The sequence below is a fragment of the Citrobacter sp. Awk 4 genome, assembly GCF_028069725.1.
Classification (GTDB): Bacteria; Pseudomonadota; Gammaproteobacteria; order Enterobacterales; family Enterobacteriaceae; genus Citrobacter_D.
In genome coordinates, this window is record NZ_JANEWG010000045.1 from 1 (window position 1) to 18,769 (window position 18,769).

15 protein-coding genes are annotated in these 18,769 nt (G+C 52.6%); 7 read left to right on the plus strand and 8 right to left on the minus strand.

Translation table 11 applies throughout. The annotated features are described in order from the left end of the window. Window positions 1–87: 87 nt before the first annotated feature. Window positions 88–693: a histidine phosphatase family protein gene (locus NNO04_RS17015; protein ID WP_271445696.1), complete on the plus strand. Its 606-nt coding sequence runs from the start codon at window positions 88–90 to the stop codon at window positions 691–693. A 72-nt stretch (window positions 694–765) separates the two neighbouring features. Here the strand turns inward: NNO04_RS17015 and nudI are convergent, their stop codons facing one another. Then, entirely contained in the window at window positions 766–1,191 is a 426-nt protein-coding gene (gene nudI, locus NNO04_RS17020; protein WP_271445697.1) for a nucleoside triphosphatase NudI, read from the minus strand. Between the two features lie 273 nt (window positions 1,192–1,464). On the opposite strand from nudI, the gene NNO04_RS17025 reads away from it, so the two are divergent. Continuing rightward, window positions 1,465–2,007, plus strand: a complete 543-nt coding sequence (locus tag NNO04_RS17025) for a YfaZ family outer membrane protein (protein WP_271445698.1) — start codon at window positions 1,465–1,467, stop codon at window positions 2,005–2,007. 128 nt (window positions 2,008–2,135) lie between these two features. Beyond that, window positions 2,136–3,332, plus strand: a complete 1,197-nt coding sequence (locus NNO04_RS17030; RefSeq protein WP_271445699.1) for a nicotinamide mononucleotide deamidase-related protein YfaY — start codon at window positions 2,136–2,138, stop codon at window positions 3,330–3,332. A gap of 43 nt (window positions 3,333–3,375) precedes the next feature. On the opposite strand, the gene glpC is transcribed toward NNO04_RS17030, so the two are convergent. The 3 genes from glpC to glpA are packed head-to-tail and all read right to left on the minus strand — an operon-like array spanning window position 3,376 to window position 7,440. Next, window positions 3,376–4,566, minus strand: a complete 1,191-nt coding sequence (gene glpC, locus NNO04_RS17035; protein WP_192612870.1) for an anaerobic glycerol-3-phosphate dehydrogenase subunit GlpC — start codon at window positions 4,564–4,566, stop codon at window positions 3,376–3,378. Further along, window positions 4,563–5,822 carry a glycerol-3-phosphate dehydrogenase subunit GlpB gene (gene glpB, locus NNO04_RS17040; RefSeq protein ID WP_271445700.1) on the minus strand — a complete coding sequence of 420 codons (1,260 nt, stop codon included), beginning with the start codon at window positions 5,820–5,822 and terminating at the stop codon, window positions 4,563–4,565. Before glpB ends, glpC begins: the two co-directional genes overlap by 4 nt. After that, the gene (gene glpA, locus NNO04_RS17045; RefSeq protein ID WP_271445701.1) at window positions 5,812–7,440 is read right to left on the minus strand and encodes an anaerobic glycerol-3-phosphate dehydrogenase subunit A; all 1,629 of its coding nucleotides are present in this window, start codon (window positions 7,438–7,440) and stop codon (window positions 5,812–5,814) included. Before glpA ends, glpB begins: the two co-directional genes overlap by 11 nt. Window positions 7,441–7,711: 271 nt before the next feature. On the opposite strand from glpA, the gene glpT reads away from it, so the two are divergent. The 3 genes from glpT (at window position 7,712) to inaA (ending at window position 11,087) form a co-directional block, all read left to right on the plus strand. After that, window positions 7,712–9,070 carry a glycerol-3-phosphate transporter gene (gene glpT / locus NNO04_RS17050; protein WP_271445702.1) on the plus strand — a complete coding sequence of 453 codons (1,359 nt, stop codon included), beginning with the start codon at window positions 7,712–7,714 and terminating at the stop codon, window positions 9,068–9,070. A gap of 4 nt (window positions 9,071–9,074) precedes the next feature. Then, window positions 9,075–10,151 (plus strand): glycerophosphodiester phosphodiesterase, encoded by a 1,077-nt coding sequence (gene glpQ, locus NNO04_RS17055; RefSeq protein ID WP_271445703.1) that lies wholly within the window; start codon window positions 9,075–9,077, stop codon window positions 10,149–10,151. Between the two features lie 285 nt (window positions 10,152–10,436). After that, window positions 10,437–11,087 carry a lipopolysaccharide kinase InaA gene (inaA, locus tag NNO04_RS17060; RefSeq protein WP_271445704.1) on the plus strand — a complete coding sequence of 217 codons (651 nt, stop codon included), beginning with the start codon at window positions 10,437–10,439 and terminating at the stop codon, window positions 11,085–11,087. A gap of 6 nt (window positions 11,088–11,093) precedes the next feature. Here the strand turns inward: inaA and yfaE are convergent, their stop codons facing one another. The 4 genes from yfaE to ubiG form a co-directional block, all read right to left on the minus strand. After that, window positions 11,094–11,348 carry a class I ribonucleotide reductase maintenance protein YfaE gene (yfaE, locus tag NNO04_RS17065; protein ID WP_162379175.1) on the minus strand — a complete coding sequence of 85 codons (255 nt, stop codon included), beginning with the start codon at window positions 11,346–11,348 and terminating at the stop codon, window positions 11,094–11,096. Then, complete coding sequence (gene nrdB / locus NNO04_RS17070; protein ID WP_162379176.1) at window positions 11,348–12,478, minus strand: class Ia ribonucleoside-diphosphate reductase subunit beta; 1,131 nt, start codon at window positions 12,476–12,478, stop codon at window positions 11,348–11,350. Before nrdB ends, yfaE begins: the two co-directional genes overlap by 1 nt. Before the next feature lie 122 nt (window positions 12,479–12,600). Beyond that, a complete protein-coding gene (gene nrdA / locus NNO04_RS17075; protein ID WP_271445705.1) occupies window positions 12,601–14,886 on the minus strand; it encodes a class 1a ribonucleoside-diphosphate reductase subunit alpha in 2,286 nt (761 codons plus the stop codon). A gap of 334 nt (window positions 14,887–15,220) precedes the next feature. Next, window positions 15,221–15,949 carry a bifunctional 2-polyprenyl-6-hydroxyphenol methylase/3-demethylubiquinol 3-O-methyltransferase UbiG gene (gene ubiG, locus NNO04_RS17080; RefSeq protein WP_271445706.1) on the minus strand — a complete coding sequence of 243 codons (729 nt, stop codon included), beginning with the start codon at window positions 15,947–15,949 and terminating at the stop codon, window positions 15,221–15,223. A gap of 158 nt (window positions 15,950–16,107) precedes the next feature. Here ubiG and gyrA point away from each other — a divergent pair, with 158 nt between their 5' ends. Further along, on the plus strand, window positions 16,108–18,765 hold the full coding sequence (gyrA, locus tag NNO04_RS17085) for a DNA topoisomerase (ATP-hydrolyzing) subunit A (protein WP_271445707.1): 2,658 nt from the start codon (window positions 16,108–16,110) through the stop codon (window positions 18,763–18,765). Window positions 18,766–18,769: the final 4 nt, after the last annotated feature.

The window sequence follows — 18,769 nt, forward strand, 5'->3', positions numbered from 1 at the left end:
TTTTAAGGCATTTTGCGGTTATTCCAGTTTTTATTATCGAACTGTCCTGATGGGACAGTTTATCTGTTTTGATGGGTGGGAATTATCGTGTTAGCATTAACACTCAGTTCATTAAAATCTAAAAAATGTATCGCTATCCTGATGATGGTGTTCGTGATTCTGGCTGGACTCAATACCCAGTTGGCCTGGAGCAGCAACGGGTTGCCGCGGATCGACAGCGAGACGGTCGCGGCGATCGCCCGGCAGCATCCTGTCGTCGTGTTATTCCGCCACGCTGAGCGTTGCGATCGCTCCGGCAATGAATGCCTGGCGGATAAAACCGGTATCACCGTCAACGGGGCGCATAACGCCAGAGAACGTGGCAAAATGTTTAGCGCAAAAATTAAAGATTACGATCTCTATTCCAGCAATGCGGTACGTACAATCCAGTCAGCCACCTGGTTTTCTGCCGACAAAAAGCTTACCGTCGATAAAAATATGCAGGAATGCGGGCACAGTATTTATCGTTCAATTGAAGCATTACAGGCAAAATCAAAAAATAAAAATGTGGTGATATTTACGCACAATCATTGTTTATCGTATATCGCGAAGGATAAGCTCGGCGTTAAATTTGAACCTGACTATCTGGATGCGTTGGTGATGCATTCGGAGAATGGAAAGCTGGTACTCGACGGTGAGCTTGTTTCAAGATAAGAGAAGAATATGAGGTTATTATGACAGCGTGGAAAACGCCGCGATAATAACCTTTAAATATGTCTGGTCTAATTACAACAGACCTTTTAACGATAACGTTTTACGGGTGGCGACATTGAGATCGTAACCTGCAAGTTCCTCTGGTTTTACCCAGGCCCAGTCCTGGAACTCTTCATTGATCTGCACTTCTCGATTGGCTGAAATACAGTCAAAGATAAGATAAATCATATAGATCTCTTCCTGACGACCATCCGCATACGTCTTGGTACGAATATCATCACTGAAAGTCCAGGGAGTAATATCGGTCAGAATTAATTTTTCGCCAAGCTCTTCCCGGACTTCCCGGCGCAGGGCTTCTTCGATACGTTCGCCTGGCTCAACGCCGCCGCCTGATAGCGCCCACTGACCGGGAAATACACCACGGTCATCGGCCATTTTGCATAACAGGTAACAGCCATCATTCTGAATTAATGGGCAAACAATAGTCCTTTGACGCATTACTATATTCCTTGCAGGAGAGGGGGAAGGGCCGATAAATAATACGAGAGCACAGGCACCGGTGGAAGACGTTATTTTGCCATAAAGATCGTCACAACACGGTTATTGTTTCTGGTAATTTAAAAAATGTAACCATTTAGAAACGTTATGAGTAGTATTTGGTTACAATATGCTATCGGATCGCTTTTTTAGATCATTGATTCCTGGTGCACTGGCAGTACAATCCTGCGGTTTTGGGGTTCTAAATTTATTTGCTTGCTGGAAAGGGAAAAAATGAAAAAAAGCGTTCTATTCGGTCTCGCTGGGATACTGTTTGTTTCTGCATCGGCGAATGCGATCAGTATTAGCGGCCAGGCTGGCGAAGAGTACACTAACCTCGCTGTTGGTATCGGTACTGAATCTTCTGGACTGGCGTTGAGCGGTAACTGGATGCATAGCGACGACGACGGTGATACGGCGGGCCTTGGCCTTGGCGTGAACATCCCGTTGGGACCGTTTATGGCGACCGTTGGCGGAAAAGGTCTTTGGACCAACCCGCAAGATAACGATGAAGGTTATGCTGCTGCGGTAGGCGGTGGTTTACAGTGGAAGATTGGCCAAAACTTTAACCTGTTTGGCGAGTATTACTACTCTCCGGACTCGCTCTCCAGCGGGATTGAGAGCTATGAAGAGGCAAATGCAGGCGCACGTTTAAACATTCTGCGTCCGCTGAGCATCGAAGCCGGGTATCGTTATCTGAGCCTCGCAGGTAAAGACGGCGCACCTGATAATACGATTGCTGATGGCCCGTATGTGGGTGTGAGTGCCAGCTTCTGATCCTGATGGCGCGACGCCCGTCGCGCCTGCTTTATCCTGTTCACCCGTTCCCTCCTCTGAGTTTCTTATCCCTTCTCTGCGCGCTTTGCGTTATATACTCCTCATACTTCAAGTTGCAGGAGAACACGATGTTAAACGTGGAGATGTTATCCACCGGGGATGAAGTGTTGCACGGACAAATCGTGGACACCAATGCCGCCTGGCTGGCTGATTTTTTCTTTAACCAGGGAGTACCGTTATCACGCCGAAATACGGTGGGTGACAATCTTGATGACCTGGTCGCGGTATTACGTGAACGTAGCGAACATGCCGATGTGCTCATCGTCAACGGCGGTCTGGGACCCACCAGCGATGACCTGAGTGCGCTGGCTGCGGCGACGGCAAAAGGTGAAGGGCTGGTGCTTCATGAGGCATGGCTTGCCGAAATGGAACGTTACTTCCGCGAGCGTGGGCGAGTCATGGCTCCCGCCAACCGCAAGCAGGCCGAACTGCCTGCCAGCGCCGAGTTTATCAATAATCCGGTGGGGACGGCGTGCGGATTCGCTCTGAAGCTCAATCGTTGCCTGATGTTTTTTACGCCGGGCGTCCCGTCTGAATTTAAGGTGATGGTGGAACATGAAATTCTGCCGCGTTTGCGTGAGCGTTTTTCACTGCCTCAACCTCCGCTTTGTCTGCGTTTGACCACGTTTGGCCGCTCGGAAAGCGACCTCGCGCAGAGTCTTGATTCGCTGGCGCTGCCACCGGGAGTCACGATGGGTTATCGATCATCGATGCCGATCATTGAGCTGAAACTGACCGGGCCAGACACGCAGCGCGCCGCGATGCAGGCGATATGGCCACAGGTCAAACGCGTCGCCGGGCAAAGCATGATTTTTGAAGGCACTGAAGGATTACCGGCGCAAATTGCCCGTTGCTTACAAGAGCGCCAGTTGAGTCTGACCCTGAGTGAGCAATATACCGGTGGTCTGTTAGCGCTTCAGCTATCCCGTGCGGGCGCGCCGTTGCTGGCCAGTGAAGTGGTGCCGTCTCAGGAAGAAACGCTGGATCAGACCGCGCACTGGGCGACGGAGCGGCGTAGCAACCATTACGCCGGGCTGGCATTAGCCGTTTCAGGCCTCGAAAACGAGCACCTCAATTTTGCGCTGGCGACAGCGGAAGGCACGTTTGCGTTACGTGTGCATCTCAGCGCCAATCGGCACAGTGTGCAGGTGCGTCAGGAGGTCTGCGCCATGATGGCGTTGAACATGTTACGTCGCTGGTTAAACGGGATGGACATCGCCAGCGAACATGGCTGGATTGAGGTGGTTGAATCGCTGACGGTTTAGCTCTGTAATACCCGATGGCACTACGCCATCGGGTAAAACGTCATTAACCCAGCGCTTGCGCTAACAGTGTGATCGGATGTTCGCAACGTTTGCTGGTGGACATCTCGATTTGCCATTTACAGGTTTCGCAGTCGGTGACCACGATATCGGCACCGCTCTCTTCAATCTGCTGAAACAGCGGGGCGCCGATAGACTGCGATGTCGGGTAGTTTTCCTTTTTAAAACCGTATGTACCGGCAATTCCGCAACATTGGGAATCCAGCACGGTTAACTCCAGACCCGGAATTTTGCGCAGCAACTCCAGCGTGTAGAGCGTCCAGCCCATTTTTTCCATATGGCACGGCGTGTGGTAAACCACTTTGAGCGGTAGCGTTTTCAGCGGCAGGGTTTTCCCTTCATCCAGTTTGCGCCACAGCCAGCGGGTCGCCAGTTCAATGTGCTCACGCAAGCCCGCGTTATCCACGTCCAGCACTTCGGGATACTCATCGCGCAGGGCGAAGGTACAGGTTGAAGAGGTGGCTATCACCGGAATGCCTTTCACGCCGATGGCTTCGCGCAGCGATTCAACATTGCTGATCGCTTGTTTGCGCGCTTTGTCGGTAAAACCATTGGCGATCAGCGGCACGCCGCAGCATTTCTCTTTGCTCAGTAACTGCACGCCGGTCCCCATCGCATTGAGCACCTTAATCAAATCCTTACCCAACTGCGGATGGTTGTAGTTAACAAAACAGCCGTGGAAGAACGCGACCTGATCTTTGTATTGCGATTGCTGTGCCGCCACGCTGCGGTACCAGCGACGGAAAGTGCCGAAGGAGTATTTCGGCAGTGTGCGACGATGATCGATTTTCAGCGCGTAATCGAGCAACTGACGCACGGGTTTCAGCGATGTGGCCGTATTCACTACCGGCGCGAATGGCGTGGAGACGCTGCCCATCAGGTCGGTATGGCTCAGAATGAAGTTACGCAGCGACGGACGCGTGGTGTCATATTTCGCGCGTGCGCGCTGGATGATATCGCCAATTTTGACATCCGACGGGCAGGCCACTTCACAACGTTTGCAGTTGATACAGTATTTCAGCGCTTCGTCATACAGCGCGCCGTCTTTCAGGCGCAGACGCTCGCCATCCGGCCCGGCCTGTTTGGGGCCAGGGTAGCTGGGATTGACCCGACTCACCGGGCATGCGGTGGTGCACACCGTGCATTTGATACAACTTTCAAAACGCGTGTCGCTCATTGCTGGCCTCCTGCACGTTCTGCTATTTGATGAGCAGCATGTAATGCGCTGACTGCGCATACGCCGCCGCCACAGCCCTGGGCGATAGGGTCGAAACCGCTGAGTACTGAACCCACGGCAAACAGGTTCTCGACTGTTTTACCGGCAAGTGATGGGCGAAGCGCGCTATCGGTGGTAACGCCGAATTGTTGCCATGGCTGCGGGTCAAAGAAATCACGTTGATACCATTCGGCGCGGGTTGCCGTTTGTTGAACATCCAGTCCGAGAATCGGTTCGCGAATGCCATCGCGACCGGCTACCAGACCACTGCTAAAGAAACTGCCGCTGGCGAGCACCGCAAAGCGAGGACGCAGCGGAATATCGGCATGGTTGCGGGTCCAGATTTCGCTCACGACGCCATTTTTACAGGTCACTTTTTTCACTTCATCACCCGGCATCCAGATCCCGCCCTGGCGCACGAACTGACGCTGCAATTGGTTGTGCAGACGCATGCCGAGAACGGAAGGCGGCAGGGTCGGAAGTAGCGTCAGCGAACAGGGCAACTGTTCATTAAGCCAGCGCCAGAGAGTATCGTCGACCAGGCCGAAGCAGGCTGGCATGATGATCATCTCACCGTTTTTCGCGACCGGCAGCAGCGCGTCATACAACGACTGCCACTGTTCTTTGTTATCCAGTAGTCGTGCGATATTCACCGCGCGAAATTCGGTTGGGTTATCGCGTAAGACATCCAGTTCGGGGAGTTCAATTTCTGCTGTTTCTACTTCCAGGCCGAGCTGACGCAAAGACGCTGCCGCAAGGTGCGCCTGAAAATCCAGCAAGCCGCTTACCCCCACCACACGAATGCGTTGGGCGGCAAGTGGCCATACCGGTACTTCCGGTGAACTGAGCCAGGTCGTCCGTAAGGTGCCCAGCGGTGTGACACGCTGATGCGCTTGCGAAACGTCGCCGTGTAAGCGGGCGCCGCACGCCTCCAGTAAGTCCTGCGCCTGCTGTGCCAGATTCAACACATGCTGCGCGCCGATGGTGGAGTAGGGATGCGCAGGCGCTTGCTCCTGCAATAGTTCCAGACCCGTTTTGATATCGGTAACGGGCTGACCATCTGGCAACGTGCTCAGAAGATCCAACGAACCGGAGGAAAAATGCAGCGCGCTTTGGCCACGGGTGACGATAGCGCAGCGCAGCCCGTTTTGCTGCAGTTGCAGGCCGCACAGTAATCCGGCAAGCCCCCCGCCCATAATGACCGTATCAAATTTCATTCTGCTGCTCCTTCTCCAGACCGCATAATCCCTGATAAACCCAGCGGGTGAATTCACTCTCGCGCAGCGCATCACCCCAGGCAATAGGTTGTACACCTTTCCAGCGTTCATTGAGGAATTCAGAAAGCTGGGTGATAGATTGCGCGGCGGTGGTGACATTAAAACGTTGTAGCAGGCCGGCGGCACGACAGGCACACAGCTCACCCTGACAGGTTCCCATCCCGACCCGGGTACGGCGACGTAAATCCAGCAGGCTGTTCACGGTTAGATTTTCGACCGCATACTGAACCTCGCCCGCCGTGACCGCTTCGCATTCACAGACCAGGCTACGATGTTGACGCCCTTCGCTGAGCCATGCTGGCGTACGATCGCCGTGGCGATACACGGCAGAGCCGCGTAGCGGTGCGGGCAGAGAGATCACGCGTTTAAGCGTGTGCTCGGTGGTTTCCTGCGAGCCGGGCAGTGCGGTTTGCGCCGTAACGCAGGGACGACTGTTGCCCAGTTTGCGGCAAACGGCGTCGGTTGCCCATTCCGCCATCAGGCGGTAGGTCATCAGCTTCCCGCCGGTAATGGTGATAAACCCGTCCAGACCATCACGTTCGGCGTGGTCAAACAGCACAATGCCACGGCTGACGTTACGCCCGCTCGGATCATCGTCGCTGGCGACCAGCGGACGCACACCGGAGTAAGCACGCAGAATGCGCGTTTTCGCCATCACCGGAGCCAGTTTTTCACCTTCACGCAGCAGGATATCAACCTCTTCGGCGGTCACGCGGTTGCGGTCAATATCTTTGTAATCAATGTGTGTTGAGGTCGTACCGATCAGCGAAATGGTATCGCCGGGAACCAGAATATCGGCATCGGATGGTTTCCGGCAGCGGTTGATCACATGCTGGTTGATTCGGTGATCCATGATCAGCAGTGAACCTTTCGCCGGGAACATGCGGATACTGAGGTCGGCATACTCGGCGATGCGCTGGCCCCAAATTCCGGCGGCGTTCACCACGACCGGCGCGTGCAGAGACTGGGTTTCGCCGGTCAGATGGTTGCGCACGTTGACGCCGCACACCGTTGCCCCTTCGCGAATTAACCCGGTCACTTCGTGCGCCGTCAAAATGGTTGCGCCGTGCTCTTTCGCATCCAGCATGTTGGCGGCGGTCAACCGGAAAGGATCAACCGTGCCATCCGGCACTTTTACGGCACCGATCAGCGCAGGGTTTACCGCAGGTTCAATGATTCGCGCCTGTTGAGGGTCGATCGCTTCAGCGCGGATCCCAGCCTCTTCACAGGCGCGAATAAAGGTGGCCTGAAAAGATAATTCATCTTCTGGCAGGGTAATAAAAAGGCCGTCGGTGGGTTCCACGCAATGCCGGGCTATCCTTTTCAGGATCTGATTTTCGCTAATACACTCGCGGGCGGATTCGGCATCCGTCACCGCGTAACGCGCGCCGCTGTGCAGCAATCCGTGGTTACGGCCTGTTGCGCCGGTCGCGATGTCATGACGCTCGACTAAGATGACGCGTAATCCGCGTAACGCACAGTCGCGGGCAATCCCTGCACCCGTAGCGCCTCCGCCAATGATAATCACGTCACTTGATTGCGAGTCACGAGTTTTCATTGTTTTTCCTCATTGTTCGTTTTTTTATCATTTAGCCACATAAAAATCATGGTTTGTTTGATTTCGCGCATAATCGCTCATGATTCGAAATTGAAACGTGATTCCGTGCGCCTTTTTGAACATTTGTCATAATTCCGTAACAATATGTGCTGTAATTCACATTAACGCCATGTATCTTTCCTTAACATCGCGGCCACACTGGGAGCAGAGGGGTTGTTTGAACGAACTGCGGTGTCTATCTCAAAACTAAATACGGCCACGGAGGCTACATATGTTAAGTATTTTTAAACCTGCGCCGCACAGCGCGCGTTTGCCAAAGGCAGAGATCGACCCGACGTATCGTCGGTTACGCTGGCAAATATTTTTGGGGATTTTCTTTGGTTACGCCGCGTACTATCTGGTACGTAAAAACTTTGCCCTGGCGATGCCGTATCTGGTAGAGCAGGGCTTTTCCCGTGGCGATCTGGGTTTTGCTTTGTCTGGGATCTCTATCGCCTATGGTTTTTCAAAATTCATCATGGGGTCGGTTTCTGACCGTTCGAATCCGCGCGTTTTCCTGCCTGCGGGCCTGATTCTGGCGGCAGCAGTCATGCTGTTCATGGGCTTTGTGCCGTGGGCAACGTCCAGTATCGCTATTATGTTCGTCCTGTTGTTCCTCTGCGGCTGGTTCCAGGGGATGGGATGGCCGCCGTGTGGTCGTACTATGGTGCACTGGTGGTCGCAGAAAGAACGTGGCGGCATTGTTTCTGTCTGGAACTGCGCGCATAACGTGGGGGGCGGTATTCCACCGCTGCTGTTTCTGCTGGGTATGGCCTGGTTTAACGACTGGAAAGCGGCACTTTACATGCCGGCGTTTGGCGCGATCATCGTTGCGTTCTTTGCCTTTGCGCTGATGCGTGATACACCGCAATCCTGTGGCTTACCGTCAATCGAAGAGTACAAAAACGACTATCCGGATGATTACAACGAGAAAGCAGAAGAAGAGCTGACGGCGAAGCAAATCTTTATGCAGTACGTGCTGCCGAACAAACTGTTGTGGTACATCGCGATTGCTAACGTGTTTGTGTATCTGCTGCGTTACGGCATCCTTGACTGGTCGCCGACTTACCTGAAAGAAGTGAAACATTTCGCGCTGGATAAATCCTCCTGGGCCTATTTCCTTTATGAATATGCCGGTATTCCGGGCACGCTGCTGTGTGGCTGGATGTCGGATAAAGTCTTCCGTGGTAACCGTGGGGCGACCGGTGTGTTCTTTATGACGCTGGTGACTATCGCCACTATCGTTTACTGGATGAACCCGGCGGGTAACCCTGGTGTGGATATGGCTTGTATGATCGTTATCGGCTTCCTTATCTACGGTCCGGTCATGCTGATTGGTTTACACGCTCTGGAACTGGCACCGAAAAAAGCGGCAGGTACGGCGGCGGGCTTTACCGGCCTGTTCGGTTATCTGGGTGGTTCCGTGGCGGCGAGCGCCATCGTGGGTTACACCGTTGACTTCTTCGGCTGGGACGGCGGCTTTATGGTGATGATCGGCGGTAGTGTACTGGCGGTTATTCTGCTCGTGGTTGTGATGATTGGCGAAAAACGTCATCACGAAGAACTGACGCTGAAACGCAGCGGGAGCTAATCACATGAAAACGACGCTGAAGAACCTGAGCATGGCGCTGATGATGGCCGGAATGGCGATGGGAAGCAGTGCAGTTGCGGCCGACAACAGCGATAAAATTGTGATCGCGCATCGCGGCGCCAGCGGCTATTTGCCTGAGCATACGCTGCCAGCTAAAGCGATGGCGTATGCGCAAGGCGCAGATTATCTGGAACAGGATTTGGTGATGACAAAGGACGACCACTTAGTTGTCCTCCATGACCATTATCTTGACCGGGTTACTGATGTTGCTGAACGTTTTCCGGATCGTGCGCGTAAAGACGGCCGCTACTACGCTATCGACTTCACGCTGGATGAAATTAAGTCGCTGAAATTTACCGAAGGCTTCGACATTGAAAACGGTAAGAAAGTGCAGACTTATCCGGGGCGTTTCCCGATGGGTAAATCTGATTTCCGTGTTCATACCTTTGAAGAAGAGATCGAGTTTGTTCAGGGCTTGAATCACTCCACCGGTAAAAACATCGGTATTTATCCAGAAATGAAAGCACCGTGGTTCCATCACCAGGAAGGGAAGGACATCGCGGCGAAGACGCTGGAAGTGCTGAAAAAGTACGGTTACACCGGTAAGAAGGATAACGTCTATTTGCAGTGTTTTGATGTTGCGGAACTGAAGCGCATCAAACACGAGCTGGAACCGAAAATGGGGATGGATCTCAACCTGGTTCAGCTGATTGCGTACACTGACTGGAACGAAACACAGCAGAAACAGGCGGACGGCAGTTGGGTTAATTACAACTACGACTGGATGTTTAAGCCAGGTGCTATGAAGCAAGTCGCGGAATATGCTGATGGCATCGGCCCTGACTACCATATGCTGGTTGACGAAAAGTCTAAGAAAGGGAATATCCAGCTAACCGGTATGGTACAGGACGCCCATCAGAATAAGATGGTGGTGCATCCTTATACCGTCCGTGCTGACCAGCTCCCGGACTATACGACTGACGTAAACCAGCTTTACGACATTCTGTATAACCAGGCTGGTGTTGACGGGTTGTTCACCGACTTCCCGGATAAAGCGGTCATGTTCCTGAATAAAAAATAACGGCTCGCGCGAATAGCGCATCGAAACTGCACCCCAAAGGTGGAAAGTCCACTGAGTAAGGTGCAGTTTTTTTTACTCAAATGTTGCTAATGAATTCTCTGAGCTAGCGGGAAGGCTGTCATCATTTGAAAAGTATTCGGGTTATGAATGAAGTGAATTATGGCGACGATCTGGCGTTTTACGCAGAAATCCACTATTCAGCACGAATATCTTAAGATTTACTTAACTTAAACATTTATATTATTGCCTGAAATATTATCGGGTCAGAATAACGGGCGGTAGGGTATGACATTGTCAGCAACACACAACGAATTTGAGCGCTGGTGGGCAACGGAAGGCGATTGGGTCGAAGAACCTAACTACCGTCGTAATGGGATGAGTGGTGTGCAGTGCGTGGAGCGTAACGGCAAGAAAGTCTATGTTAAACGCATGACCCAACACCTTTTCCACTCTGTCCGTTATCCTTTTGGTCGCCCGACCATTGTTCGTGAAATCGCGGTAATTAAAGAGTTGAAAAGCGCGGGCGTTATCGTGCCTGAGATAATCTACGGCGAAGCGACAAAAGTGGAAGGTGAGTGGCGTGCGCTGCTGGTCACCGAAGATATGGCGGGGTTTATCAGTATTGCTGACTGGTATCATCAACATGCCGAGACGCCGTATCCTGATGATGTGCGTGAAGCCATGCTGAAAGCCGTGGCTGTTGCCTTTAAAAAGATGCACAGCGTGAATCGCCAACATGGCTGCTGTTACGTTCGTCATATCTACGTGAAAACGGAAGGTACGGTGGAGGCCGGTTTCCTGGATCTCGAAAAAAGCCGCCGTCGTTTACGTCGCCATAAAGCGGCTAATCATGATTTTTCACAGCTGGAAAAGTACCTTGATCCGATCCCGAAAGCGGACTGGGAGCAAGTAAAAGCGCATTACTACGCGCTGTAACGCGCACTACATTTCAAGTTCGATATCGCCTCTTGCCTTGCAACAGCAGGGCAAGATTTCCCCCGGTTGAACAAAGGCCAGGGGCTCAGCAATCCAGTCAACCTGACCTGCGACCAGTCGAATTCGGCAAGAACCGCAATAACCTTCCCGGCACTGATACTCCACGTTGACGTTATGCGATTCGAGCGCGGTAAGTAGAGAAGGGTGTTCATCCTGGCACAGCAACTGTGTGCCAGTGATGCGAAGCGTAACACGTCCCATCAGAGCTGGAAGTTGCTCAGGTCGTCGGTGTCGACTTCGGCGTCGATCTGCCCGACCAGGTAAGAGCTGACTTCGACTTCCTGCGGCGCAACCTGCACGTTATCAGAGACCAGCCAGGTGTTGATCCAGGGGATCGGGTTTGAACGCGTTTTAAAGGGCAGATCCAGGCCAACCGCCTGCATACGAATATTGGTGATGTACTCGACGTACTGGCACAAAATATCTTTATTCAGGCCGATCATTGAGCCGTCGCGGAACAGATAATCCGCCCACTCTTTTTCCTGCTGAGCGGCCAGCACAAACAGGTCATAACACTCTTGCTGACACTCCTGGGCAATTTCCGCCATTTCCGGATCGTCGACACCGCTGCGCAGCAGGTTCAGCATGTGCTGAGTGCCGGTCAGATGCAGCGCTTCATCGCGGGCGATCAGGCGAATGATTTTGGCGTTGCCTTCCATCAATTTGCGTTCTGCGAAGGCAAAAGAGCAGGCAAAGCTGACATAGAAACGGATGGCTTCCAGCGCGTTAACGCTCATCAGGCACAGGTACAGCTGCTTTTTCAGCGCGCGCAGGTTCACCGTGACGGTTTTGCCGTTGACGTTGTGGGTGCCTTCGCCCAGCAGATGCCAGTAGCTGGTCATTTCAATCAATTCATCGTAGTAATGCGAAATACCTTCCGCACGTTTCTGAATCTGCTCGTTAGTGACGATGTCGTCAAAAACAACGGCCGGCTCGTTAACGATATTACGAATAATATGGGTGTACGAACGGGAGTGGATCGTCTCGGAGAAGGCCCATGTTTCTACCCAGGTTTCCAGCTCAGGAATGGAGATGAGCGGCAGGAGCGCCACGTTTGGGCTGCGTCCCTGGATAGAATCCAGCAATGTCTGATACTTCAGGTTGCTGATAAAAATATGTTTTTCGTGATCGGGTAAGGACTGGTAGTCGATACGATCGCGAGAAACGTCAACTTCTTCCGGACGCCAGAAAAAAGAGAGCTGCTTTTCGATCAGCTTTTCGAAGATGTCATATTTTTGCTGATCGTAGCGTGCCACGTTGACCGGCTGACCGAAAAACATCGGCTCTTTAAGCTGGTCGTTTTTCGTCTGTGAAAAGGTGGTGTATGCCATTGAAGTAAGTCCTGTAAGAGTGTAATGCCGGGTGGCGCTTTGCTTACCCGGCCTACAACGCCTCGAAATGTTTTGTAGGCCGGATAAGGCGTTTACGCCGCCATCCAGCAAAAGGCAAATAATTAAATCTTACATGCGCCGCTTTCGCAGCCGTCGTCCTGAATAGAAGGTGCCAGATCGTCCTGCGCATCTTCTGCACCGTCACGCGTGTTGTGATAGTACAGCGTTTTTACGCCAAATTTATAGGCGGTCAGCAGGTCTTTCAACAACTGTTGCATCGGCACTTTCCCTGACGGGAAGCGCGTCGGGTCATAGTTGGTATTGGCGGAAATCGCCTGATCGATAAATTTCTGCATGATGCCGACCAGTTGCAGGTAACCGTCGTTATTCGGCATTTCCCACAGCAGCTCATACGCGTCTTTCAGCGACTCATAATCAGGCACCACCTGGCGCAGAACGCCATCCTTCGAGGCCTTGATACTGACATGACCGCGCGGCGGCTCAATGCCGTTGGTGGCATTGGAGATCTGCGAAGAGGTCTCGGACGGCATCAGGGCTGAAAGCGTGGAGTTACGCAGACCAAAGGTCTTGATGGACTCACGCAGCGTTTCCCAGTCAAGATGCAGCGGTTCGTTGGCGACCGCGTCGAGATCTTTCTTATAGGTGTCGATCGGCAGGATCCCTTGCGCGTAGGTAGTTTCGTTAAACCACGGGCAGGCGCCTTGCTCTTTCGCCAGTTCATTAGAGGCTTTCAGCAGGTAATACTGAATGGCTTCAAACGTTTTGTGCGTCAGGTTATTGGCGCTGCCGTCAGAGTAACGTTTGCCGTTTTTCGCCAGCCAGTAGGCGAAGTTGATCACACCAATACCGAGCGTACGACGACCCATCGCACCGCGTTTGGCGGCTGGGATCGGGTAGTCCTGATAGTCCAGCAGCGCATCCAGCGCACGAACGGCCAGTACGGCAAGCTCTTCCAGTTCATCCAGGCTATTGATTGCACCCAGATTGAACGCGGAAAGGGTACACAGCGCAATTTCACCGTTCTCATCGTTGACGTCAGTCAGCGGCTTGGTCGGCAGTGCGATTTCCAGACACAGGTTAGACTGGCGTACCGGCGCAACCTGAGGATCAAACGGGCTGTGAGTGTTGCAGTGGTCGACGTTCTGAATATAGATACGGCCTGTAGAAGCACGCTCCTGCATCATCAGGGAGAACAACTCAACGGCCTTAACACGTTGCTTACGGATGCTGTCATCTTTTTCGTACTGGGTGTACAGGCGTTCAAATTCATCCTGATCGGCGAAGAAAGCATCGTACAGACCCGGGACGTCAGACGGACTGAACAGGGTAATGTCTTCGCCCTTCAGCAGACGGGTATACATCAGTTTGTTGATCTGTACGCCGTAGTCCATGTGACGCACGCGGTTGCCTTCAACGCCACGGTTGTTTTTCAGCACCAGCAGGCTTTCGACTTCCAGATGCCACATCGGGTAGAACAGCGTTGCCGCACCGCCACGCACGCCGCCCTGAGAGCAGGATTTCACTGCCGTCTGGAAGTGTTTGTAGAACGGGATGCAACCGGTGTGGAATGCTTCACCGCCGCGAATCGGGCTGCCCAGCGCACGGATGCGACCGGCGTTGATACCGATACCAGCACGCTGGGAGACGTATTTCACAATGGCGCTGGAAGTCGCATTGATGGAGTCCAGGCTGTCGCCGCACTCGATCAGCACACAGGAGCTGAACTGACGTGTCGGGGTACGCACGCCCGACATGATCGGCGTAGGCAGAGAAATCTTGAACGTGGAGACCGCGTCGTAAAAACGTTTGACGTATTGAAGACGGGTTTCACGCGGATAGTTAGAGAACAGGCACGCCGCGACCAGAATATAGAGGAATTGCGCGCTTTCGTAGATTTCACCGGTGACGCGGTTTTGTACCAGGTATTTACCTTCTAACTGCTTTACGGCGGCGTAGGAGAAAGTCATATCGCGATCATGCACGATAAACGAATCCATCTGCTTGAACTCTTCTTCCGTGTAGTCTTCCAGCAGATGATTGTCGTATTTACCCATCTCAACCATTTTAGTCACATGGTCGAACAGTTTGGGCGGTTCAAACTCACCGTATGCTTTCTTACGCAGATGGAAGATCGCCAGACGCGCAGCCAGATACTGATAATCCGGTGCGTCGCGCGAGATCAGGTCCGCTGCAGCTTTGATGATCGTTTCGTGAATATCGGAGGTCTTGATACCGTCGTAAAATTGAATGTGAGAGCGCAGTTCAACCTGAGAAATCGATACGTTATTCAGCCCTTCTGCCGCCCAATCCAGAACTCGGTGGATTTTGTCGAGATTGATGCGCTCTGTACTACCATCACGCTTTGTCACCAGCAGACTCTGATTCATGTTTTACCTGTCCGTGAAAGAAAAAATATCCCCTGGCTTATCCACTTGTGACTAACTCTGTGGATAAATACTATATGTAGGGGTTGGGTGTTAAAAGAAACGCTATATGGTGAGTATTCTAGTAGGGATTCTTTTCAGTACAAGAGTTGATTTTGAGGTTAAATTGAGGTTGCAAAAGGGTAAGAAACGCTAAGTGCGCGTCTTATAAGGCCTGGAGGCCATGTCAATAATTCGCAAAAAAAAATGAAAATTTGATCGAGTGCTGATTTCTTCGACTAAGAAAAAGATTGCGCCTTGTGATGCAGCGCAATCTTTATAAGCAGAACTGATGATGTCAGTCGTTTTTTGCCGTTGTATGCAACATATAGTTAACATCAACGCCTGGGCCTAATTTGAACGAATTGGTGATCGGGTTGTAGTGCAAACCGGTCATGTGGCGTTCTTTGAGGTCAGTTTGATCAACCCAGCTTAACAGTTCAGCAGGCTTGATGAATTTTTTCACATCGTGCGTGCCTTTGGGCACCATGCGCAAAATATACTCAGCGCCGACAACGGCCATTAACCAGGATTTCCCGTTGCGATTGAGCGTGGAGAAAAAGACGTCGCCGCCGGGTTTCACTAACTGCGCGCACGCTCTGACGACCGATTGCGGATCAGGGACATGTTCCAGCATTTCCATACAGGTGACGACATCGTACTGATGCGCATGTTTCGCCGCGTGTTCCTCAACGGTTTCCTGCACGTATTCCACCTGGATACCGCTTTCCAGCGCATGCAACTTTGCCACCTGCAGCGGCTCAAAACCCATATCGAGACCGGTGACCGTTGCGCCTTCACGCGCCATGCTCTCTGCCAGAATGCCTCCGCCACAACCGACATCGAGCACCTTTTTACCAAACAGGCCGCCTGAGCGCCCGGTGATGTAGCCCAGTCGCAAAGGATTGATGCGGTGCAGAGGCTTAAATTCTCCCTCAAGATCCCACCAGCGCGACGCGACTGCTTCAAACTTGGCAATTTCGTCATGGTCAACGTTGTGGGCTACCGGGGGTTTTTCGGCATTCATGGGTGCTTCTACTCCTTATTTAGCAAGACGAATGAGTATATCAGCCTGACGGGATGAATAAAGCCTCTCAAGGAGGCAATCCATTTACCTGTATTAGCGTGGTTGTGTTATAATTTGCGACCTTTGAATCCGGGAAACAGTAGAGGGATAGCGGTTAGATGAGCGACCTTGCGAGAGAAATTACACCGGTCAACATTGAGGAAGAGCTGAAGAGCTCCTATCTGGATTATGCGATGTCGGTCATTGTTGGCCGTGCGCTTCCGGATGTCCGAGATGGCCTGAAGCCGGTACACCGTCGCGTACTTTACGCCATGAACGTATTGGGCAATGACTGGAACAAAGCCTACAAAAAATCTGCCCGTGTCGTTGGTGACGTAATCGGTAAATACCATCCCCACGGTGATTCCGCGGTGTATGACACCATTGTTCGTATGGCGCAGCCATTCTCGCTGCGTTATATGCTGGTGGATGGTCAGGGTAACTTCGGTTCTATCGACGGTGACTCTGCTGCGGCGATGCGTTATACGGAAATCCGTCTGGCAAAGATTGCCCATGAATTGATGGCCGATCTGGAAAAAGAGACGGTAGATTTCGTAGACAACTATGACGGCACGGAAAAAATTCCTGACGTCATGCCGACCAAAATTCCTAACCTGCTGGTGAACGGTTCGTCCGGTATCGCCGTTGGTATGGCGACCAACATCCCGCCGCACAACCTGACGGAAGTGATCAACGGCTGCCTGGCGTATATCGACGATGAAGACATCAGCATTGAAGGGCTGATGGAACATATTCCTGGCCCGGACTTCCCGACAGCGGCGATCATCAATGGCCGTCGCGGCATTGAAGAAGCCTATCGTACCGGTCGCGGTAAAGTGTACATTCGCGCGCGCGCGGAAGTTGAGGCTGACGCAAAAACCGGTCGCGAAACCATCATCGTTCATGAAATCCCGTACCAGGTGAACAAAGCGCGCCTGATCGAAAAGATTGCTGAACTGGTGAAAGATAAACGCGTTGAAGGTATCAGTGCGCTGCGTGACGAGTCTGACAAAGACGGTATGCGCATCGTAATTGAAATCAAACGCGATGCGGTTGGGGAAGTGGTACTGAACAACCTCTATTCCCAGACGCAGTTGCAGGTCTCCTTCGGGATTAACATGGTTGCGTTGCACCATGGCCAGCCGAAGATCATGAACCTGAAAGACATTATTTCTGCGTTCGTGCGCCACCGTCGTGAAGTGGTGACCCGCCGTACTATTTTCGAACTGCGTAAAGCCCGCGATCGTGCGCATATCCTCGAAGCATTAGCGATTGCGCTGGCGAACATTGACCCGATCATTGAGCTTATCCGTCGTGCGCCAACGCCTGCGGAAGCCAAAGCGGCGTTGATCGCACGTTCATGGGATCTGGGCAACGTGGCTGCCATGCTGGAACGTGCAGGCGACGATGCTGCTCGTCCTGAATGGCTGGAGCCGGAGTTTGGCGTGCGTGACGGTCAATACTATCTGACCGAACAACAGGCGCAGGCGATTCTGGATCTGCGACTGCAGAAACTGACCGGCCTTGAGCACGAAAAACTGCTCGATGAGTACAAAGAGCTGCTGGAGCAGATCGCGGAACTGTTGCACATTCTGGGCAGCGCCGATCGTCTGATGGAAGTGATTCGCGAAGAGATGGAATTGATTCGCGAGCAGTTTGGCGATAAGCGTCGTACTGAAATCACCGCCAACAGCGCGGACATCAACCTTGAAGATCTGATCAACCAGGAAGATGTGGTTGTGACGCTGTCTCACCAGGGTTATGTGAAGTATCAGCCGCTTTCTGAGTACGAAGCGCAGCGTCGTGGCGGGAAAGGTAAATCTGCCGCACGTATTAAAGAAGAAGACTTTATTGACCGACTGCTGGTGGCGAATACGCACGATCATATTCTGTGCTTCTCCAGCCGTGGCCGTGTCTACTCCATGAAAGTCTATCAGTTGCCGGAAGCGAGCCGTGGCGCTCGTGGCCGTCCGATCGTCAACCTGCTGCCGCTTGAGCAGGATGAACGTATTACCGCGATTCTGCCGGTAACTGAGTTTGAAGAAGGCGTGAAAGTCTTCATGGCGACCGCGAACGGTACGGTGAAGAAAACCGTTCTGACCGAGTTCAATCGTCTGCGTACCGCCGGTAAAGTGGCGATCAAACTGGTCGAAGGCGATGAACTGATTGGCGTGGATCTGACCAGCGGTGATGATGAAGTCATGCTGTTCTCCGCCGAAGGTAAAGTGGTTCGCTTTAAAGAAGCCTCCGTTCGTGCGATGGGTTGCAACACCACCGGTGTTCGCGGTATTCGCTTAGGCGAGAGCGACAAAGTGGTATCGCTTATCATCCCACGTGGTGACGGCGCTATCCTGACGGCAACACAAAACGGTTACGGTAAACGTACGGCGGTAGAAGAGTACCCAACCAAGTCGCGTGCGACGAAAGGGGTTATCTCTATCAAAGTTACCGAACGTAACGGTTCTGTTGTCGGCGCGGTGCAGGTCGACGATGCCGACCAGATCATGATGATCACGGATGCCGGTACGCTGGTGCGTACACGCGTCTCCGAGATAAGCGTGGTAGGGCGTAACACCCAGGGCGTTATCCTCATCCGTACCGCGGAAGATGAAAACGTGGTGGGTCTGCAGCGTGTTGCTGAGCCTGTCGATGATGAAGAACTGGATTCTATCGACGGTAGCGCCGCAGAAGGGGACGATGATATCGCTCCGGAAGTGGAAAGCGACGACGACGTCTCAGACGATACCGACGACTCTGCACAAGACGCTGACGAGTAATCAC